The sequence below is a fragment of the Amycolatopsis sp. NPDC006125 genome (assembly GCF_040614195.1).
Lineage (GTDB): Bacteria > Actinomycetota > Actinomycetes > Mycobacteriales > Pseudonocardiaceae > Amycolatopsis_E > Amycolatopsis_E tucumanensis.
This window is the reverse complement of sequence record NZ_JBEXTZ010000017.1, coordinates 42,590-58,329: the sequence shown is the minus strand read 5'-3', so window position 1 is coordinate 58,329 and position 15,740 is coordinate 42,590. Positions and strand designations below refer to the sequence as shown.

Genomic DNA, 15,740 nt, shown 5'->3' with positions numbered 1-15,740 from the left:
GTCACGCCATCAGCGGCGTCGGGTCGGCGAAGATGCCCGCCAGGACGCCGGTGCACGCCGCGACGGCCTGGACGTCCGGACCGAACCGCGTCACGGTCACCAGGTCGGTGCCGGGCAGGGCGGTCGTCGCCGCGAAGGCGTGCAGCAGGGTCGCCAGGTGTTCCGGCGCGTCGGTGATGTTCTGGCCGCCGAGGACGACCTGGTCCGGGTTGACGACGTCACGCAGGATGGCGACCGCCCGGCCCATCGTCGCGGCGCGTTCGGCCAGCGCGCCCCGGTCGGTCTGGTCGTTGACGGTCGCTTCGAGGCAGCCGGTCCGGCCGCACGCGCAGCGCACGTCGCCGCCGACCGGCAGGTGCGCGACCGACCCGGCCTGGCCCGGGCCGCGGTGCAGCACGCCGTTGACGACGAGCGCCGCGCCGACGACCTGGCGGGCGTAGAAGTAGAGCAGGCTCGGGTACTGCTTGCCCTCGCCGAACAGCAGCTCGGCGTGCGCCATCGCGGGCACGTGGCCGTCGACGTGCACCGGCAGGCCCGTCCCGCGCGCCAGCACCGCCTGCGCGGGGGCGCGGTGCCAGCCGAGCCGGTCGTGCGTGATCAGGCCGCGGGCGATGTCTACCTGGCCGCCGGTGGCGAGCCCGAGCCCGACGACCCGCCGCTCCCGCCAGCGCCGCAGGAACGCGCGGACCTTCGCGGCGAGGAACGCCAGCCCGTCCTCGGCGCTGCCCCGCGGGGTCGGGATCTTTTCGCTGCCCACGAGCCGCCCGCGCAGGTCGACGATGCCGAACGTGGTGGTGCGGACGCCGATGTGCACCCCGCACGCGGCGAGCACGCTGTCGTCGATGTCGACCGGCACCCTGGGCCGTCCGACGGCGCCAGCGCGGGCGAGGTCCGGCGCGTCCCGCACCAGCCGGGCCTCGGCGAGCGCGGTGACCTGACGGCTGACCGTCGGCATGCTCAGCGACGTGAGCTCGGCGATCGCGGCCCGCGACAGCGGGCCTTCCCGCCTGATCGCGCCGAGCACCGCGGCGGCGTTCGACACTGCGCACCCCCCAGGACTTCGTTCCACCGTGCACGAAAGTAGCCGACCACGTCAAAACCGCCCGGCATGCGGGACGGTGGCAGACTCCGGGGGGTGAGCACGCGCCCGTACGTCCTCGCCTCGGCGGCGGTTTCCCTGGACGGCTACCTCGACGACACCAGCGACCGGCGGCTCCTGCTGTCCAACGAGGAGGACTTCGCGCGGGTCGACGACGTGCGTGCCGGGGTGGACGCGATCCTGGTCGGGGCGGGCACGATCCGCACCGACAACCCGCGGCTGCTGGTGCGCTCCGGGCGCGGCAACCCGGCGAAGGTCACGATCACCGGGAGCGGCGACCTCGACCCGTCGGCGAACTTCTTCACCACCGGTGACGTCGAGAAGCTGGTGTACGCCCCGGCCGCGGCGGTGCCGAAGGTGCGGGAGCGGCTGGGCGCGGTGGCGACCGTGGCGGACGGCGGGGACCCGCTCGACCTGCGGCACGTGCTGGCGGACCTGGCCGGCCGCGGGATCGAGCGGCTGATGGTCGAGGGCGGCGGCGCGGTCCACACGATGTTCCTCACCGCGGGCGTGGTGGACGAACTGCAGCTGGCGATCGCGCCGGTGTTCGTGGGCGAGGCGGAGGCGCCGCGGTTCGTCGGGCCCGGCCGGTTCCCGCCGGGACGGCTGCAGCTGACCGAGACGCGCCGCATCGGGGACGTCGTGTTCATGCGGTACCACCTGGGGCAGGCGGCGCGGGACCACCGCAGGCTGCGGGAGGCGATCGAACTGGCGGAGAAGTGCCCGCCGTCGACGACGTTCCGGGTCGGCGCGATCGTGGTGAACGCCGCCGACGAGGTGCTGGCCACCGGCTACTCGGGCGAGACCGACCCGCACGACCACGCGGAAGAGGTGGCGATCACCAAGCTCGGCGACGCGGACGTCACGGGCGCGACCATCTACTCGTCGCTGGAGCCGTGCAGCTCGCGGGCGTCGCGGGCGGTGTCGTGCACGCGGCACATCCTGGACGCCGGCATCCCGCGCGTGGTGTTCGCCTGGCGCGAGCCGAACCTGTTCGTGGACTGCGTGGGAGCGGAAACCCTGCGCGCGGCGGGCCGCGAGGTGCGCGAACTGCCCGACCTGGCACCCCTCGTCAAGGCGACGAACGCGCACCTGCCGCTGGGGGACTAGATAGCGTGAGACCGTGACGTGGGTGAAGTGCACATGCGGATACCGTGATGAGCAACGCAAGAACGTTCGCATAGCAATGAAGCCGCTGATCCTCGCGGGCGGCGGATTGTTACTGCTTGCTGGGGCAGCACTCGCCACACGAAGCGGGCTGATGAACCTGACGGTCTTTGGGATCTTCCTGATCGCATGGTCCAGTTCCTTCGCGATTCTGTTTTTGATCGGCTTTCTGGGGCTGCGAAGCGATCACAAGCCGCTGTGGCGTGACATGAAAGACGGCGCCTTCCTAAGCCTGTTCTATTTTCCATTCTCGTTCGCCATCAGCTGGAGCCGCTATCTCGAAGGAGACTTGCCCGGCCCAACTCTTACCACCACTGTCGGCATACTCACAATTCTATCGACTTCAGCGGTTTGGCTGGTCATTCTGCGGGGGCCCGCGAAGATGCAGGAGTACTCTCGAGACTATCTGACGGTACGAACGAGTTCAGATCAGCCGATCAGGAATCGCAACCTGCAACCACAGAAGGCGGCGATGATCCACCTGGTCAAATGCATTGAAGACCAAGCTCCAGAGACTGCGAGACGCATTCGCAGACACAAGGTGCGCGGGGCGCAAATCCGGCGGGGAGTGAAGAACCTTGAGATGGGTCGAGGCTTGGACCGACTCGCGCCAGAAATTCAACGGCGAGCGCGAATAGAATTCCGGCTACTGAGATTCGAACGTGCCATCGTGCGACCATACGAGGATACCGGGGCTTGGACGACTGCGTTCTTCACCAGCTCGTCATTGTTCGTGGGCCTGGTCAGTATGGTGCCCCCCTCCTTGCTCGGCGCCTTTCTCCTGTTCCTGCCCTTCATTCTGATTCCGGTCATCTACAGCATTCGGACACGAGTTTTCCCGCCGGAACAATCGACACCCGACGCCCCGAACCGCTAGCGCGGCACCCACAACGTCACCCGCGTGCCGTGGCCTGGTTTGGAGTCGATTCGGCACCAGCCGCCGGCCTCGGTGAGGCGCGCTTTCATCGACGAGCTCACCCCGAAGCCCGCCGGGCGTGCGTCCTCGTCGTAGCCGACTCCGTGGTCTCGGATCACCACCGCGATTCCGCCCTCGTGCTCGGCGAGGCGCATCACGACCTCCCGGGTGCCCGCGTGCTTCAGCGTGTTCCGCAACGCCTCGCGCGCCGCGTCGCGGACCGCTGCTCGGCGGGCCTCCGTCAGGGTGTCGTCGGCCAGGTCGGACAGCGCCAGCTGCGCCCGCAGCCCCTCCCGCGCCATCTCCGTCGCCAGCCCGGTCAGCTCCCCCGCGAGCCCCTGGCCACCACCGCCCGGCGTGCCCAGCCCCCGCCGCAGCTCGGCCGCCTGCGCCCGCGCCTGCGCACGCACCCGGTCCAGCTCGGCGGCCGGATCCCCGCCCCGGTGCATCGCCATCGCTTCGAGCGCCTGCAGCACCGTGTCGTGCAGCGCCCGCTCCGTGCGTGCCCGCTCCCCGGCGACCCCGAGCCGCATCCCGATCGCCAGCGCCAAGCGCGTCGCCACCCCGAGCAGCACCAGCGTCCCGGCCGCCGTCACCACCGCGACCAGCATCGTCCCGGTCCCGCTGACCAGCGGTGGCACCCACATCGACAGCTGCCCGCCGAGCGCGAGCGACCCCACCTGGAACGGCACCCCGAGCACCACCAGCGCGAGCCCGGCCGGCACGCCCCGGCACATCGTCCACAACCCGACCGTCCCGGTCAGGTTCAGGAACGGCACCCACGCCGCGGCCCAGTACAGCTCCGCCGGGGCCGTCGCGCTGACCGCCACGCCCGCCGCGACCGCGAACACCAGATCGGCCGCCAGCAGCAACCCCGTGGTGCGGCCGCTGCGGTCCGGCACGCGCAGCACCCACACCAGCGCGGTCAGGTTCGCCAGCACACCCACCCAGGCGACCACCGTCGCCGAGAGCACGAAACCGTGCGCGGCCACCAGCCACACCCACGCGATCGGCAGCACCCCGATCCGGTAGACCAGCGGCAGCAGCACCGCGTACCGGGTCGCGCGCACCATCAGCGAGGAGCGCGGCCCGTCGGTGCTGCTCGCCGCGACGGCGCCCATCCGCTTGAGCGCGGACACCGGCTCCGGATCGTCGATCTCCGTCGGCAACTCGCCCGGCGTGGACGCCAGCACCCCCGCCCCCTTGCGCAGCAAGGTGAGCAGGAAGTTGCCAGCCATGCCCGTTCCTTCCTCCCCCGGACCCCAGTCATAGCAAGCCGGGGGAGGCCGGAACAAGGTTCAGCGGAGATCCATGCCGAGGTCGAGCGCGGGCGAGGAGTGGGTCAGCGCGCCGACCGCCAGGTAGTCCACGCCGGTCTCGGCGTAGGCCCGCGCGTTCGCCAGCTTCAGCCCGCCGGAGGCCTCCAGCCGCGTCTTCGGCGACACCTCGTCCTTGCTGCGCACGGCTTCCGCGCACTGCCCTGGCGTGAAGTTGTCCAGCAGGACCTCGTCGGCGCTCGCGGCCAGCGCCTCGTCGAGCTGGTCGAGCGTGTCGACCTCGACCTCGCACGGCAGCGCCGGCGCGTGCTCCCTGGCCGCCGCCAGCGCGGCGGTGACCGAACCGGCGGCCACCACGTGGTTGTCCTTGATCAGCACCGCGTCGCCGAGGCCCATCCGGTGGTTGACGCCGCCGCCGCAGCGCACCGCGTACTTCTCCAGCAGCCGCAGGCCGGGCAGCGTCTTCCGGGAGTCCCGGATCGCGCAGCCGGTGCCGTCCACAGCGGACACCCACGCGGCCGTCGCGGTCGCCACGCCGGAGAGGTGGCACAGCAGGTTCAGCGCCGTCCGCTCCGCGGTGAGCAGCCCGCGCACCGGTCCCCGCACGACGAGCGCGGGCTTGCCCGCCACGAGCCGGGTGCCGTCCTCGGCGCGGTCGAGCACCTCGTACCCGTCGCCGAGCACCGCGTCGAACACCAGCAGCGCCACCGGCACACCGGCGAGCGTCCCGTCCACGCGCGGGGTGATCTCCGCGACCGCGGTCGCCGACTCGGGCACCGTGGCGGCGGTGGTCGCGTCCGGTCCGTACCGCAAGTCCTCCGCCAGCGCGATCTCCACGACGCGGCGGGCGTCCTCCAGGTCCAGGTTCATGCCACTTCCTCCGTGCACACGGGGTCGGCCAGCACCGGCTGCCCCGACGGGTTGAGCCGGATCAGCTGACTGCGCTGCCACGTCACGTCGTCCCGGCCGGGGTGGTCGGCGCGGACGTGGCAGCCGCGCGATTCGGTGCGGCGCGCGGCCGCGGCCAGCAACGCCTGCGCCACCAAGGTGAGCGACGCGTTCTCGACGTCCGCGTGGGTCTGCAGTGGACCGTCCGATGTCGACAGATCGAGGACCGCGCCGGCCACCGCCAGCCCCTCGGCGTCCCGCCCGATGGCCGCGTAACGGCTCATCGCGCGCTGCAGCGCGTCCCGCTCAGCCATCCGCACCCGCCCCCACGCGGGTGCCGACGCCTGCTTCGGGTCGGCCAGCAGGCCGGCGGCGAGGTCGGCGGCCACCGCCTCGGCGGCGGCGCGCCCGGTGACCAGGCCTTCCAGCAGGCTGTTGGACGCCAGCCGGTTCGCGCCGTGCAACCCGGTCCGCGCCACCTCGCCGGCCGCGTAGAGGCCGGCGACACCGGTGCGGCCGTCGGTGCCCGCGACGATCCCGCCGCACGCGAAGTGCGCCGCCGGGGTCACCGGGATCGGATCACGCGCCGGGTCGACGCCGATCGCCCGACAGGCCGCGAAAACCGTCGGGAACCGCTTGGCGAACCCGGGCACGCCGGTCGCGTCGAGGAACACGTGGTCGTCGATCCCGCCGGGTGCCGAGGCGAGCCGCCGCGTGATCGCGCCGGAGACGACGTCGCGCGGCGCCAGGTCACCAAGCGGGTGCACGCCGTGCATGACGGACGCCCCCGCGCCGTCGACGAGCACCGCGCCCTCGCCGCGCACGGCCTCGGTGACCAGCGGGCACCGGCCGCGGGCGCCCGGCGTGTACAGCACGGTCGGGTGGAACTGCACGAATTCCAGGTCCGCGGCCACCGCACCGGCCCGCAACCCGAGCGCGACGCCGTCACCGGTGGCGATCTCCGGGTTCGACGTGGCCTGGTAGAGCTGCCCCATGCCGCCGGTGGCCAGCAGCACCGCGGGCGCGCGCAGCACACCCGGCCGCCCCTCCGGGTCGAGCACCGTCACCCCGGCCACGTCGCCCCGCGGCGTGCGCAGCGCATCGACCGCGATGTGCCGCTCCAGCACGGGCAGCCGACGGCCGGTCGCCTCGGCGACGAGCGTCCGCTCGACCTCGGCCCCGGTCGCGTCACCACCGGCGTGGATCACGCGGAACGCGCTGTGCCCGCCCTCACGGGTGCGGGCGAGCAGCCCGGAGGCGCCCGGGTCGAACCGCGCGCCCACCGACCGCAGCCACGACACGGCACGCGGGCCGTCGGCGAGGATCACCGCGACCGCATCGGCATCGCACAGCCCGGCACCCGCGATCAACGTGTCGTCGACGTGCCGCGTGACGGAGTCGCCCTCGTCGTGCTGGTCCTCCATGACCACGGCGACGCCGCCCTGCGCCCAGCGGGTGTTGCCGTCCTCGACCGCCGCCTTCGTCACGACCAGCACCCGCAGGCCGAGCTCCTGCGCGCGGATCGCCGCGGTCAGCCCGGCGACGCCGGTGCCGAGCACCACCAGATCCGCGCGAGCCTCCCAGCAGGCGGTTTTCGTCTGTTCGTCGATAACCGGGCCGGTCATTCGCCGCCGCCGGGCTGCCCGATCTCGATCATCCGCTGCACCGAGGCGCGGGCCCTGGCAGCGATCTCCGGGTCGACGTGCACCTCGTCGGCGCCCTCGCGCAGCGCGCGCAGCAGGGCGGCCGGGGTGATCATCTTCATGTAGGCGCACGACGCCCGGTCGTTCACCGCGCGGAAGTCGATGCCCGGCGCGGCCTTGCGCAGCTGGTGCAGCATGCCCACCTCGGTGGCCACCAGCACCGACTTCGCCTTCGTCGCGCGGGCCTCGTGCACCATGTCCCCAGTGGACAGGATCTTCACCTTGTCCGCGGGCACCGCGCCCTCGCCGGCCAGGTAGAGCGCCGAGGTGGCGCAACCGCACTCGGGGTGGATGAACAGGTCCGCGTCCGGGTGGTCGGCCGCGCGCTGGGCCAGCTCGGGACCGTTGATCCCGGCGTGCACGTGGCACTCGCCTACCCAGATGTGCATGTTCTCGCGGCCGGTCTTGCGCTTGACGTGCGCGCCGAGGAACTGGTCCGGACCGAACAGGACCTCGCGATCGGCCGGGATCGAGGCCACCACGTCGACCGCGTTGGACGACGTGCAACAGATGTCCGTCTCCGCCTTGACCTCCGCGGTGGTGTTCACATAGGACACCACGACCGCGCCGGGGTGCTGCGCCTTCCACTCGCGCAGCTGGGCGCCGGTGATGGAGTCGGCGAGCGAGCAGCCGGCGCGGGCGTCGGGGATCAGCACCGTCTTGTCCGGGGACAGGATCTTCGCGGTCTCGGCCATGAAGTGCACGCCGCAGAACACGATGGTCGACGCGTCGCTGGCGGCGGCGATCCGCGACAGCGCGAGGGAGTCCCCCGTGTGGTCGGCGATGTCCTGGATCGCCGGAGCCTGGTAGTTGTGCGCCAGCAGCACGGCATCCCGCTCGCGCGCCAGCTTGCGCACCTCTTCCGCCCACGCCTCGTCCGGCTCCACGCCGCCGTACGGGGTCAGGTCCACAGTCGCTGCAGTCATCGGCCCTCCTGGACCAGTCGCTGGTTTTCGCCTTATAATCGAAAACCGTGCGAAGCCATATTAACAGCAGCGCCCCCCTGGCACACGAGGTTTTGGCGGCGGTATTGCAGGTGCGTTGCGCCACACTGCAGGTCCTGCTGTGGCGCCGGGCGCTGGATCCGCACGTCGGGCGGTGGTCGCTGCCCGGCGGGCGGCTGCGGCCGGACGAGGACGTCGAGACCTCGATCCGCCGCCAGCTCGCGGAGAAGGTCGACGTCCGGCAGCTGAGCCACGTCGAGCAGCTGGCGGTGTTCAGCGCGCCGGACCGCGTGCCGGGGCCACGCGTGGTCGCCACGGCGTTCCTCGGGCTGGTCCCCTCGGACGTCGACCCCGAGGTCCCCGAGGACACGCGCTGGCACCCGGTTGACGACCTGCCGCGCACCGCCTTCGACCACCGCGACATCGTGTTACGCGCCCGCGACCGGCTGCGCTCCAAGCTGTCCTACACCAACGTCGGCTTCGCGCTCGCGCCACGCGAGTTCACCATCTCGGCGCTGCGCGAGCTGTACTCGGCCGCGCTGGGTTACAAGGTCGACGCGACGAACCTGCAGCGTGTGCTGGCCCGGCGCGGCCTGCTCTCGCCCACCGGGCACACGGCCGCGCCGGGCCGCAGCGGGGGACGACCGGCCGCGTTGTTCTCCTTCACCGGGAAGGGCATCCAGGTCACCGACCCGTTCGCGGTGTTCCGCCCACCGCCCAAACGACGTTGAGCGAGAACCACCGGATCGACGTACCGTGTAGCCGTGGATGCGGAGCGGCAGGAAAGAACGACAGAGACCATCCCCCTGTTCCCTCTGCAGACCGTCCTGCTGCCCGGCGCGACGCTGCCGCTGCACCTGTTCGAGCCGCGCTACCGGCAGCTCGCGGTCGACCTGCTGACCGGCACGATCCCGGACCGCCGGTTCGGGATCGTCGCGATCCGGAACTCCGCGGTGCGTGAGGTCGAGCACCTCGACCACGTCCACGGCATCGGCTGCACCGCGCTGCTCGGCGAGAGCGAGCGGCTGCCCGACGGCCGGTTCGACATCATCACCCGCGGCGAGCGCCGCTTCCGCGTACTGGACATCGACAACAGCCGGGCGCCCTACCTGGTCGGCACCGTCGAATGGGTCGACGACGCCCCGCTGCCGCCTGCCGCCGGACGGGCGGTCGCCGGGCTGCGCGACGCGGCCCTGTCCGCGCACGCGGCGTACTGCGAGGCCGCCTGGCACCGCGACTCGTGGGCGGCGCCGGAATCGGAGACCGGGCCGGGCGCTCTGTCGTACCTGCTCGCCGCCGACTGCCTGCTGCCGCTGGCCGACCGGCAGCAGCTGCTCGAAGAGACCCAGCCGCTGCGCCGGCTGCGGATGGTCAGCCGGATGCTGCGGCGCGAGGCCGGCTTCCTGTCGAAGCTGCGCGCGGTGCCCGCTCCCCCACCCGAGCTGATCCAGCTCGGCCTGCCCGCCAGCCTGAACTGAGACGCTGGCCACAACGTTTCCGCAGGTGAGCGGGAACAACGATCTTCCTGGTACCGTTGGACCTTCGGCGCTGGCAACAGCCCCTGCCACCAGCCCGCCGGATCAAGGTGATTGATCCGAGCCCGGCGTGGCAACCCAGATACCGCAGCAAGAAAAACCAGATGGGCCCTTACGCGTGCCTGTCACCCTTGCTGGTGCCTGGAGCGCCAGCTGAGAAACGAAACGCATGGAAGGAGGCGGCACGCCATGAGCCGCGACGTGATCGACTGGCGTACTCGTGCCGCCTGCCGGGACGAGGACCCTGAGCTGTTCTTCCCCGTGTCCGAAATGGGCCCGGGCGCCCGGCAGGTCGCACGGGCCAAGGCGGTGTGCGCAAGCTGTCCGGTGCGCGCCGAATGCTTGGCCTACGCACTGGACTCCGGTCTCGACAACGGCATCTTCGGCGGCACCACCGAGCAGGAGCGGCGCAGCCTGATCCGCTCCCGCCGGCGCGCCGAGGCGGCCTGAGACAAGCCGAACGGCCGGGACCCCGAGCACGGGGTTCCGGCCGTTTCGCGTTTCCAGGAAGTGTCCGGTAAGTCATCGGAGCCAGAGGATGGTGGCGGCCAGCCGAGTCGCGGAACTGTTTGAGCCGGTTGAAACAGCGTTCGACCACGTTGCGCCGCTTGCAGGCCTCAGAGTCGAAGGCGGGAGCGGCAGCAGTTGCGGATCGCCACCGGCCTGGCCTCCAGTGAGCAGCACCCGCAGCGGCCGCCCCGTCGACCGCGAGCGCCTCGACGCCGGGCGCGCAGCCCCCTTTTTCCAGGCACCAGCAGCATGCAGGTGCGCCCGTACCACGCCGCCACCGCCGACCCCGACCCGGCACCGGCAGCAACGCCTCGATCCGCGCCCACGCCCGGACCACAGCTAGATCGACTACAGGACAGGACCTAGCCCAGCCTGCGGCCGAGGTCGTCGCGGCCGTTCCAGCCGGCGAGCAGGCCGTAGGCCAGCGCGGTGCCCAGCGGCTGGGCCACCAGGACCCACAACGACTCGATGCGCGGCGCCCGTTCGATCACGTCGCCGACCGCCGGCGTAGTCGTGACCGCGTAGGCGCTGTTGGCGAAGGCCACACCCATCTGGACGCCGAGCCAGGCGGCGAGCAGGCCGCCGAGCACCGCGGCGATCAGCACCACGGGCCCGCGCCGCTCGCGCAGCATCCACACCGCGGCCCCGGTGACGACACCCAGGCCGAGGCCCAGCAACGCGTAGATCGCGAGGTCGTCGAAGCGGTGCCAGCTCTCCAGCTGCAGCGGGATCAGCTGGCCGCCGTCGAACACGCGCACCCGTTCGGGCGGGGCGAGCAGCGACCAGAGCCAGCCGAGCGGGATGCCGAGCACGCCGATCAGCGACAGCAGGCTGACCGCGGGCAGCAGGTCGGCCTTCACGACCACCCGCGGCTGGGGTGGCCGCCGGTGGAACAGCACAGCGGACAGCTCCGGGCCGGGTGCTCCCGGCCTGGCCTGCACCGGCGACGAGTCGGCCACCGCACCTCTTTCCGTTGCCGCTTGATCCGCCGCACCGAGATTAGCCGGTCACCCCACCCGTGTACGCACCGTGTCGGCCGCGTCGCCGATCCAGTCCGCCGGGTTCACCCGGAGAACGCGGGTCAGGACTGGGTGTTCAGGCCTTTTTCGAACCGTTCGGCGTCGAAGTCGCCGCCGAACCACGGCGACAGCCCGGCGCGCGCGGCCTCGAGGAAGGCGTCCCGGTCCAGCCCGCCCGCACCCTCGGCGAGGGCGCCGAGCAGGGGCGATCCGGCGGCCACCGGCAGGTCGGACACGTTGCACAGGGCGGCCAGGTCCGGCTGCCCGGGCCAGGACCCGATGACGACACCGAGCACGTTGAGACCACGCGCGGTCGCGACCTCGGCTGTGAGGGCCGTCGCGTTGAGGGTGCCGAGCCCGGCCTCGGCGACCACCAGCAGCGGCGCGGACAGCGACCACGCGACGTCGGCGAGGGTGCCGCCGTCGGCGTCGAAGCGCACCAGCAGTCCTCCGGCGCCCTCGACCAGCACGAGGTCGTGCGTCTCGGCCAGCTCGCTCGCCGCGCCCGCGGCCTCGGCAGGCCCGACCGGTGCGATGCCGCTGCGTCGCGCCGCGACCTCCGGGGCGAGCGGGTCGGGGTAACGGCGCAGCTCGCGGGCGGTGACCTCCCCGGCCAGGCGGGTCACCTCGTCGATGTCGCCGGGCTCGCCGGGGGCGACCCCGGTCTGCGCGGGTTTCAGCACGGCCACCCGGCGGCCCTCGGCGCGCGCGAGCGCGGCGAGGGCCGCGGTCACCGCGGTCTTGCCGACGCCGGTTCCGGTCCCGGTCACCACCAGCACGCTCACGGGATCCGACATTAATACCGGCGCCGGCCGGCCGGCTTTCCGGTGTGTGGCTACCCGGTGACCATCGGGTTGCTCTCCTCGGTCCCGTTCACGACGCCGTCGACGCTGTCGGCCGAGACGAAGGCGTTCGCCTTCGGGTCGTACAGGTGCACCCGCGCGGCGCCGACCTCGAAGTACATCCCCACCAGGTCGACCTCGCCGCGGGCCTCGGCGGCCGCGACCGTCGGGTACTCCCGCAGCCGGTCCAGCTGCTGCAGGATGTTGTGCAGCGCCAGCTGGTCGGCCTCGGACGCGGGCAGCGAGTCGCCGATCCGGATCGGGGCGTGCGTCTTCGCCCGCTCCACGCTCGGCTCGGCGTGCCGGAGCCAGGACTCCAGCGCGGGCGCGCCCGCCGGCACGCCACCGAGCAGCGCCTTCATCGCGCCGCACGACGAGTGCCCGCACACCACGATCTCGCGCACCTTGAGCACCCCGACCGCGAACTCGACCGCGGCGCCGATGGACGCGTCCGAACCCGCCGCGCACGTCGCGTGGTCGGGCACCAGGTTGCCGATGTTGCGCACGGTGAACAGGTCGCCCGGGCCGCTGCTGGTGATCAGGTTCGGCACGATCCGCGCGTCGCCGCAGGTGATGAACAGCGTCTCCGGGTTCTGCGTGTCGGCCAGCTTGCCCAGGATCGGGCGGACCAGCTCCGAGGTGCGCCGCTCGAACTCGACCATGCCGCGCCGCATCGAACTCTCCCGCGGCTGCCGCTGTTCCGGGACCTCGACCGGCTCCTCCTGCTGGGCCTGCTGCCAGTCGGACCAGGGGGCGAACCAGCGCGGCGCGATCCGCTGGGCCTTGGCCTTGTGCACGGTCGGCTCGCCTGCTTTGCCCCGCTCGAACCAGGGGTGCCCGATCTCGTCCACGATCACCTGGCCGCCGGCCTCCTCGTGGGAGTGCTGCCAGGCCGAGAGCGTGTCGAACGCGGCGTGGTCGAGGTAGTCCACGACGAGTTCGAGGGTCACCGTCGCGCCGCGCGGGATGGTGCCCAGTACCGAGGTCAGGCGCGGGATCGAGAGCGCGGACAACGCCCCCTCGACGACGACGCGCCACTTGTCGCCGTCGCGCTCGGCGTGGATGCCGGACCACAGCAGGCGGCGGAGCATGATCAGCGCGGCCGCGGCGACGCCGATCAGCACACCGGTGAGCAGGTCGATGGCCACGACGCCGAGCAGCGTGATCAGGTAAACCGGCAGGTCACCGTGCCGCAGCACCTGCTTGATGTGGTTGAGGTTGACCAGCTTCGCGCCCACGTGCACCAGCAGGCCGGCGAGCGCGGCCAGCGGGATGTTGCGCAGCAGCCCGGCCAGCACGGCGACGAACAGCAGCACCCAGACGCCGTGCAGCACGGCCGAAACGCGGGTGCGGGCACCGGTCTGCACGTTGGTCGAGCTCCGCACGATCACGCCGGTGACCGGCAGGCCGCCGAGCGCGCCCGAGGTCATGTTGGCCGCGCCCTGGCCGAGCAGCTCGCGGTTGAGGTTCGCGCGCGGGCCGGTGTGCATCTTGTCGACGGCGACCGCGGAGAGCAGGCTCTCGACGCTCGCGACCAGCGCGATGGTGACGACGGCGACGCCGAAGTCGAACCAGCCGGTGTCCGGGAAGTCCGGCGCGAAGCTGATGTCGAGCACGTTCGCCGGGATGTCGACGCGCGGCACCTCCAGGCCGGCGACCAGCGAGAACACGGTGACCGCGACGATCGCGGCGAGCGGACCGGGCACCTTCCGCACCGCGGCGGGGAGCTTGCCCCACACGAGCAGGATGCCGATGGTGATCAGGCCGATCAGGGTGGCGGGCCCGTGCGGGTCGAGGATCTGCGCCGGCAGCTGGAGCAGGTTGTCGATCGGCGAGCTCTGCGCGCTGCCGCCCAGCACGATGTGCAGCTGGGCCAGCACGATCGTGACCCCGATGCCGGCCAGCATGCCGTGCACGATGGCCGGGGACAGGGCCAGCGCGGCGCGAGCGATCCGGCTCAGGCCGAGCAGGATCTGCAGCGCGCCCGCCAGGACGGTGATGGCGCAGGTGGCGGCCCAGCCGAACTCGTTGATGGTCTCCGCCATGATCACCGTCAGGCCCGCGGCGGGGCCGCTGACCTGCAGCGGCGCGCCGCCGAGCGCGCCGGCCACGATGCCGCCGACGATCGCGGCGATCAGCCCGGCGACGATCGGCGCCCCGGAGGCCAGCGCGATGCCCAGCGACAGCGGGATCGCGACGAGGAAGACGACCAGCGAGGCCGGCACGTCGTGGCGGAGGTTGTCCAGCGCGGACCGCCACGAGCGGGGCGGAGCGTGCTCACGCTCCTGAGCAGAGTTGTCAATCATTCACGCCTCCGGTGCGGAAGTGCCCGAACATGGGGATGAACCGAGGAAGACCGGCCCCAGTGACGGCCTGTAGCACCAGAGATACCGAAAAACGCCCGGGATGTCCGGTATGCAAAGAAATTCTCACGTTTTGTTCACAAAGGGTCATGACTGATGAGTAACGGCGTATTGGCGTCAGGCCATCAGTGTGCGTGACACAGGTCACCGAGCAGCTTGATGATCGACACGAAACGTGACTGAGGGTGCACGACGCCGGGCTGAGTGTCCCCGGTCACACTGGATTGGGTGAATTATTCACGGTGGCAGGTATTAGCGCTTCAGACCACCCTCGCGACTGGTCCCCAGCCGCGCTCGACGCCGTGCGCGGCTGGGGACCGGACCAGGGCGCGGCGGACGCGGGATGACCGCGGGTGAGCGCACGGCTCGGTGCGGCACGTCCGGGGTCCCCCGTCCCCGTGAGCCGGCCCCGCCCGGAGAACTGCCGCCGCGAGACCGACCACGGCACCCTCGACGACCGCCTCGGTGGCGCCCCACCCGGTGCGACACATCCCGGGATCCCCGTCCCCGTGAGCCGGCCCCACCCGGAGACTGCCGCCGCGAGACCGACCACCGCACCCTCCAGCGCACCCTCCACCACCGCCTCGGTGGCACCCCACCCCGGCGCGGTACATCCCGGGCCCCGTCCCCGCGAGCCGGCCCCACCCGGAGACTGCCGCCGCGAGACCGACCACCGCACCCTCCAGCGCACCCTCCACCACCGCCTCGGTGGCACCCCACCCCGGCGCGACACATCCCGGGTTCCCCCGTCCGCGAGCCGGCCGTCCCCGCGAGCCGGCCCTAGCCGGAGAACTGCCGCCGCGAGACCTCCGCGTGCGCCATCCGCCGCAGGGCCGCGAACAACGCATCGCCGAGAACAGTGCCGACCACCGCACCCTCGACCACCGCCTCGGTGGCGCCCAGCCGAGCCACCGCCGACACATCCCTCTCGGCGACCGAGGCCGCCGCCTCGGCGTAGCTGTCGAGTTCGTCCAGCACCCACTCGTGCCCGACCTCCCGGAGCGCGCACAGCACACCCACCAGCGACTCGACCACCGGCGATCCGGCGTGCACCTCCCAGCCCCGCCGCCGAGCCACCTCCTCGATGCGGCTCAGCGCCCAGGCGCGGTCGTCGGCCGTCACCTCCGGCTTCGCCACCGGCAGGCCGTGCTGGGCCAGGCCGAGGATGTCGTGCGTCGACGTGGCCGGGTCGTCGATCGCGCTCAGCACCTCGCCGACCGCGGCCACGGACAGTCCGCCGATCTCCAGCAGGGCACGCACCAGCTTCAGCCGCCGCACGTGCGCGGGCCCGTAGCGGGCCTGGTTGGGGCTGGTCAGCTCGCCGGGCGGGAGCAGGCCTTCGCGCTGGTAGTACTTGATCGTCGCGACCGGGACGCCCGACTCCCGGCTCAGCTCCGCCATGCGCATCCGGCGTTCCTCCCTCTGGACACAACCTCATGGGTAGAGTAGCTTCCCATTTCAGATAGTACAGCTATCC

At 72.1% G+C, this 15,740-nt stretch carries 14 protein-coding genes; 5 read left to right on the top strand and 9 right to left on the bottom strand.

From position 1 onward, the window contains the following. Position 1: 1 nt before the first annotated feature. Positions 2 to 1,042 (bottom strand): ROK family transcriptional regulator, encoded by a 1,041-nt coding sequence (locus ABZ193_RS11510; RefSeq protein WP_020421841.1) that lies wholly within the window; start codon positions 1,040 to 1,042, stop codon positions 2 to 4. Positions 1,043 to 1,135: 93 nt separating this feature from the next. On the opposite strand from ABZ193_RS11510, the gene ABZ193_RS11505 reads away from it, so the two are divergent. After that, a complete protein-coding gene (locus ABZ193_RS11505) occupies positions 1,136 to 2,209 on the top strand; it encodes a dihydrofolate reductase family protein (RefSeq protein ID WP_354709767.1) in 1,074 nt (357 codons plus the stop codon). 13 nt (positions 2,210 to 2,222) lie between these two features. Then, positions 2,223 to 3,143, top strand: a complete 921-nt coding sequence (locus ABZ193_RS11500) for a hypothetical protein (RefSeq protein ID WP_354709766.1) — start codon at positions 2,223 to 2,225, stop codon at positions 3,141 to 3,143. Here ABZ193_RS11500 and ABZ193_RS11495 read toward each other — a convergent pair. Genes ABZ193_RS11495 through nadA form a run of 4 tightly spaced genes read right to left on the bottom strand, consistent with a single transcriptional unit; the run spans position 3,140 to position 7,976 of the window. Then, a complete protein-coding gene (locus tag ABZ193_RS11495) occupies positions 3,140 to 4,420 on the bottom strand; it encodes an ATP-binding protein (protein ID WP_354709765.1) in 1,281 nt (426 codons plus the stop codon). The genes ABZ193_RS11500 and ABZ193_RS11495 overlap by 4 nt on opposite strands. A 60-nt stretch (positions 4,421 to 4,480) precedes the next feature. Then, positions 4,481 to 5,329, bottom strand: a complete 849-nt coding sequence (gene nadC, locus ABZ193_RS11490) for a carboxylating nicotinate-nucleotide diphosphorylase (RefSeq protein WP_354709764.1) — start codon at positions 5,327 to 5,329, stop codon at positions 4,481 to 4,483. Beyond that, a complete protein-coding gene (locus tag ABZ193_RS11485) occupies positions 5,326 to 6,972 on the bottom strand; it encodes an L-aspartate oxidase (protein ID WP_354709763.1) in 1,647 nt (548 codons plus the stop codon). The genes nadC and ABZ193_RS11485 overlap by 4 nt, the downstream gene beginning before the upstream one ends. After that, complete coding sequence (nadA, locus tag ABZ193_RS11480; RefSeq protein WP_354709762.1) at positions 6,969 to 7,976, bottom strand: quinolinate synthase NadA; 1,008 nt, start codon at positions 7,974 to 7,976, stop codon at positions 6,969 to 6,971. Before nadA ends, ABZ193_RS11485 begins: the two co-directional genes overlap by 4 nt. Before the next feature lie 110 nt (positions 7,977 to 8,086). Between nadA and ABZ193_RS11475 the strand changes: the two genes are divergently transcribed. The 3 genes from ABZ193_RS11475 (at position 8,087) to ABZ193_RS11465 (ending at position 9,979) form a co-directional block, all read left to right on the top strand. After that, positions 8,087 to 8,725: an NUDIX domain-containing protein gene (locus ABZ193_RS11475; protein ID WP_027934805.1), complete on the top strand. Its 639-nt coding sequence runs from the start codon at positions 8,087 to 8,089 to the stop codon at positions 8,723 to 8,725. 33 nt (positions 8,726 to 8,758) lie between these two features. Then, complete coding sequence (locus ABZ193_RS11470) at positions 8,759 to 9,472, top strand: LON peptidase substrate-binding domain-containing protein (protein ID WP_354709760.1); 714 nt, start codon at positions 8,759 to 8,761, stop codon at positions 9,470 to 9,472. Between the two features lie 246 nt (positions 9,473 to 9,718). Next, on the top strand, positions 9,719 to 9,979 hold the full coding sequence (locus ABZ193_RS11465; RefSeq protein ID WP_017984038.1) for a WhiB family transcriptional regulator: 261 nt from the start codon (positions 9,719 to 9,721) through the stop codon (positions 9,977 to 9,979). A gap of 422 nt (positions 9,980 to 10,401) precedes the next feature. Here ABZ193_RS11465 and ABZ193_RS11460 read toward each other — a convergent pair whose 3' ends face one another. The 4 genes from ABZ193_RS11460 to ABZ193_RS11445 form a co-directional block, all read right to left on the bottom strand. After that, positions 10,402 to 10,947 carry a DUF2567 domain-containing protein gene (locus tag ABZ193_RS11460; RefSeq protein ID WP_235716262.1) on the bottom strand — a complete coding sequence of 182 codons (546 nt, stop codon included), beginning with the start codon at positions 10,945 to 10,947 and terminating at the stop codon, positions 10,402 to 10,404. A 173-nt stretch (positions 10,948 to 11,120) separates the two neighbouring features. After that, positions 11,121 to 11,855, bottom strand: a complete 735-nt coding sequence (gene bioD / locus ABZ193_RS11455) for a dethiobiotin synthase (RefSeq protein ID WP_354709758.1) — start codon at positions 11,853 to 11,855, stop codon at positions 11,121 to 11,123. 38 nt (positions 11,856 to 11,893) lie between these two features. Next, positions 11,894 to 14,206 (bottom strand): bifunctional SulP family inorganic anion transporter/carbonic anhydrase, encoded by a 2,313-nt coding sequence (locus ABZ193_RS11450; RefSeq protein ID WP_237338186.1) that lies wholly within the window; start codon positions 14,204 to 14,206, stop codon positions 11,894 to 11,896. A gap of 837 nt (positions 14,207 to 15,043) precedes the next feature. Beyond that, positions 15,044 to 15,670, bottom strand: a complete 627-nt coding sequence (locus ABZ193_RS11445) for a MerR family transcriptional regulator (protein WP_237338187.1) — start codon at positions 15,668 to 15,670, stop codon at positions 15,044 to 15,046. Between the last annotated feature and the right edge of the window lie 70 nt (positions 15,671 to 15,740).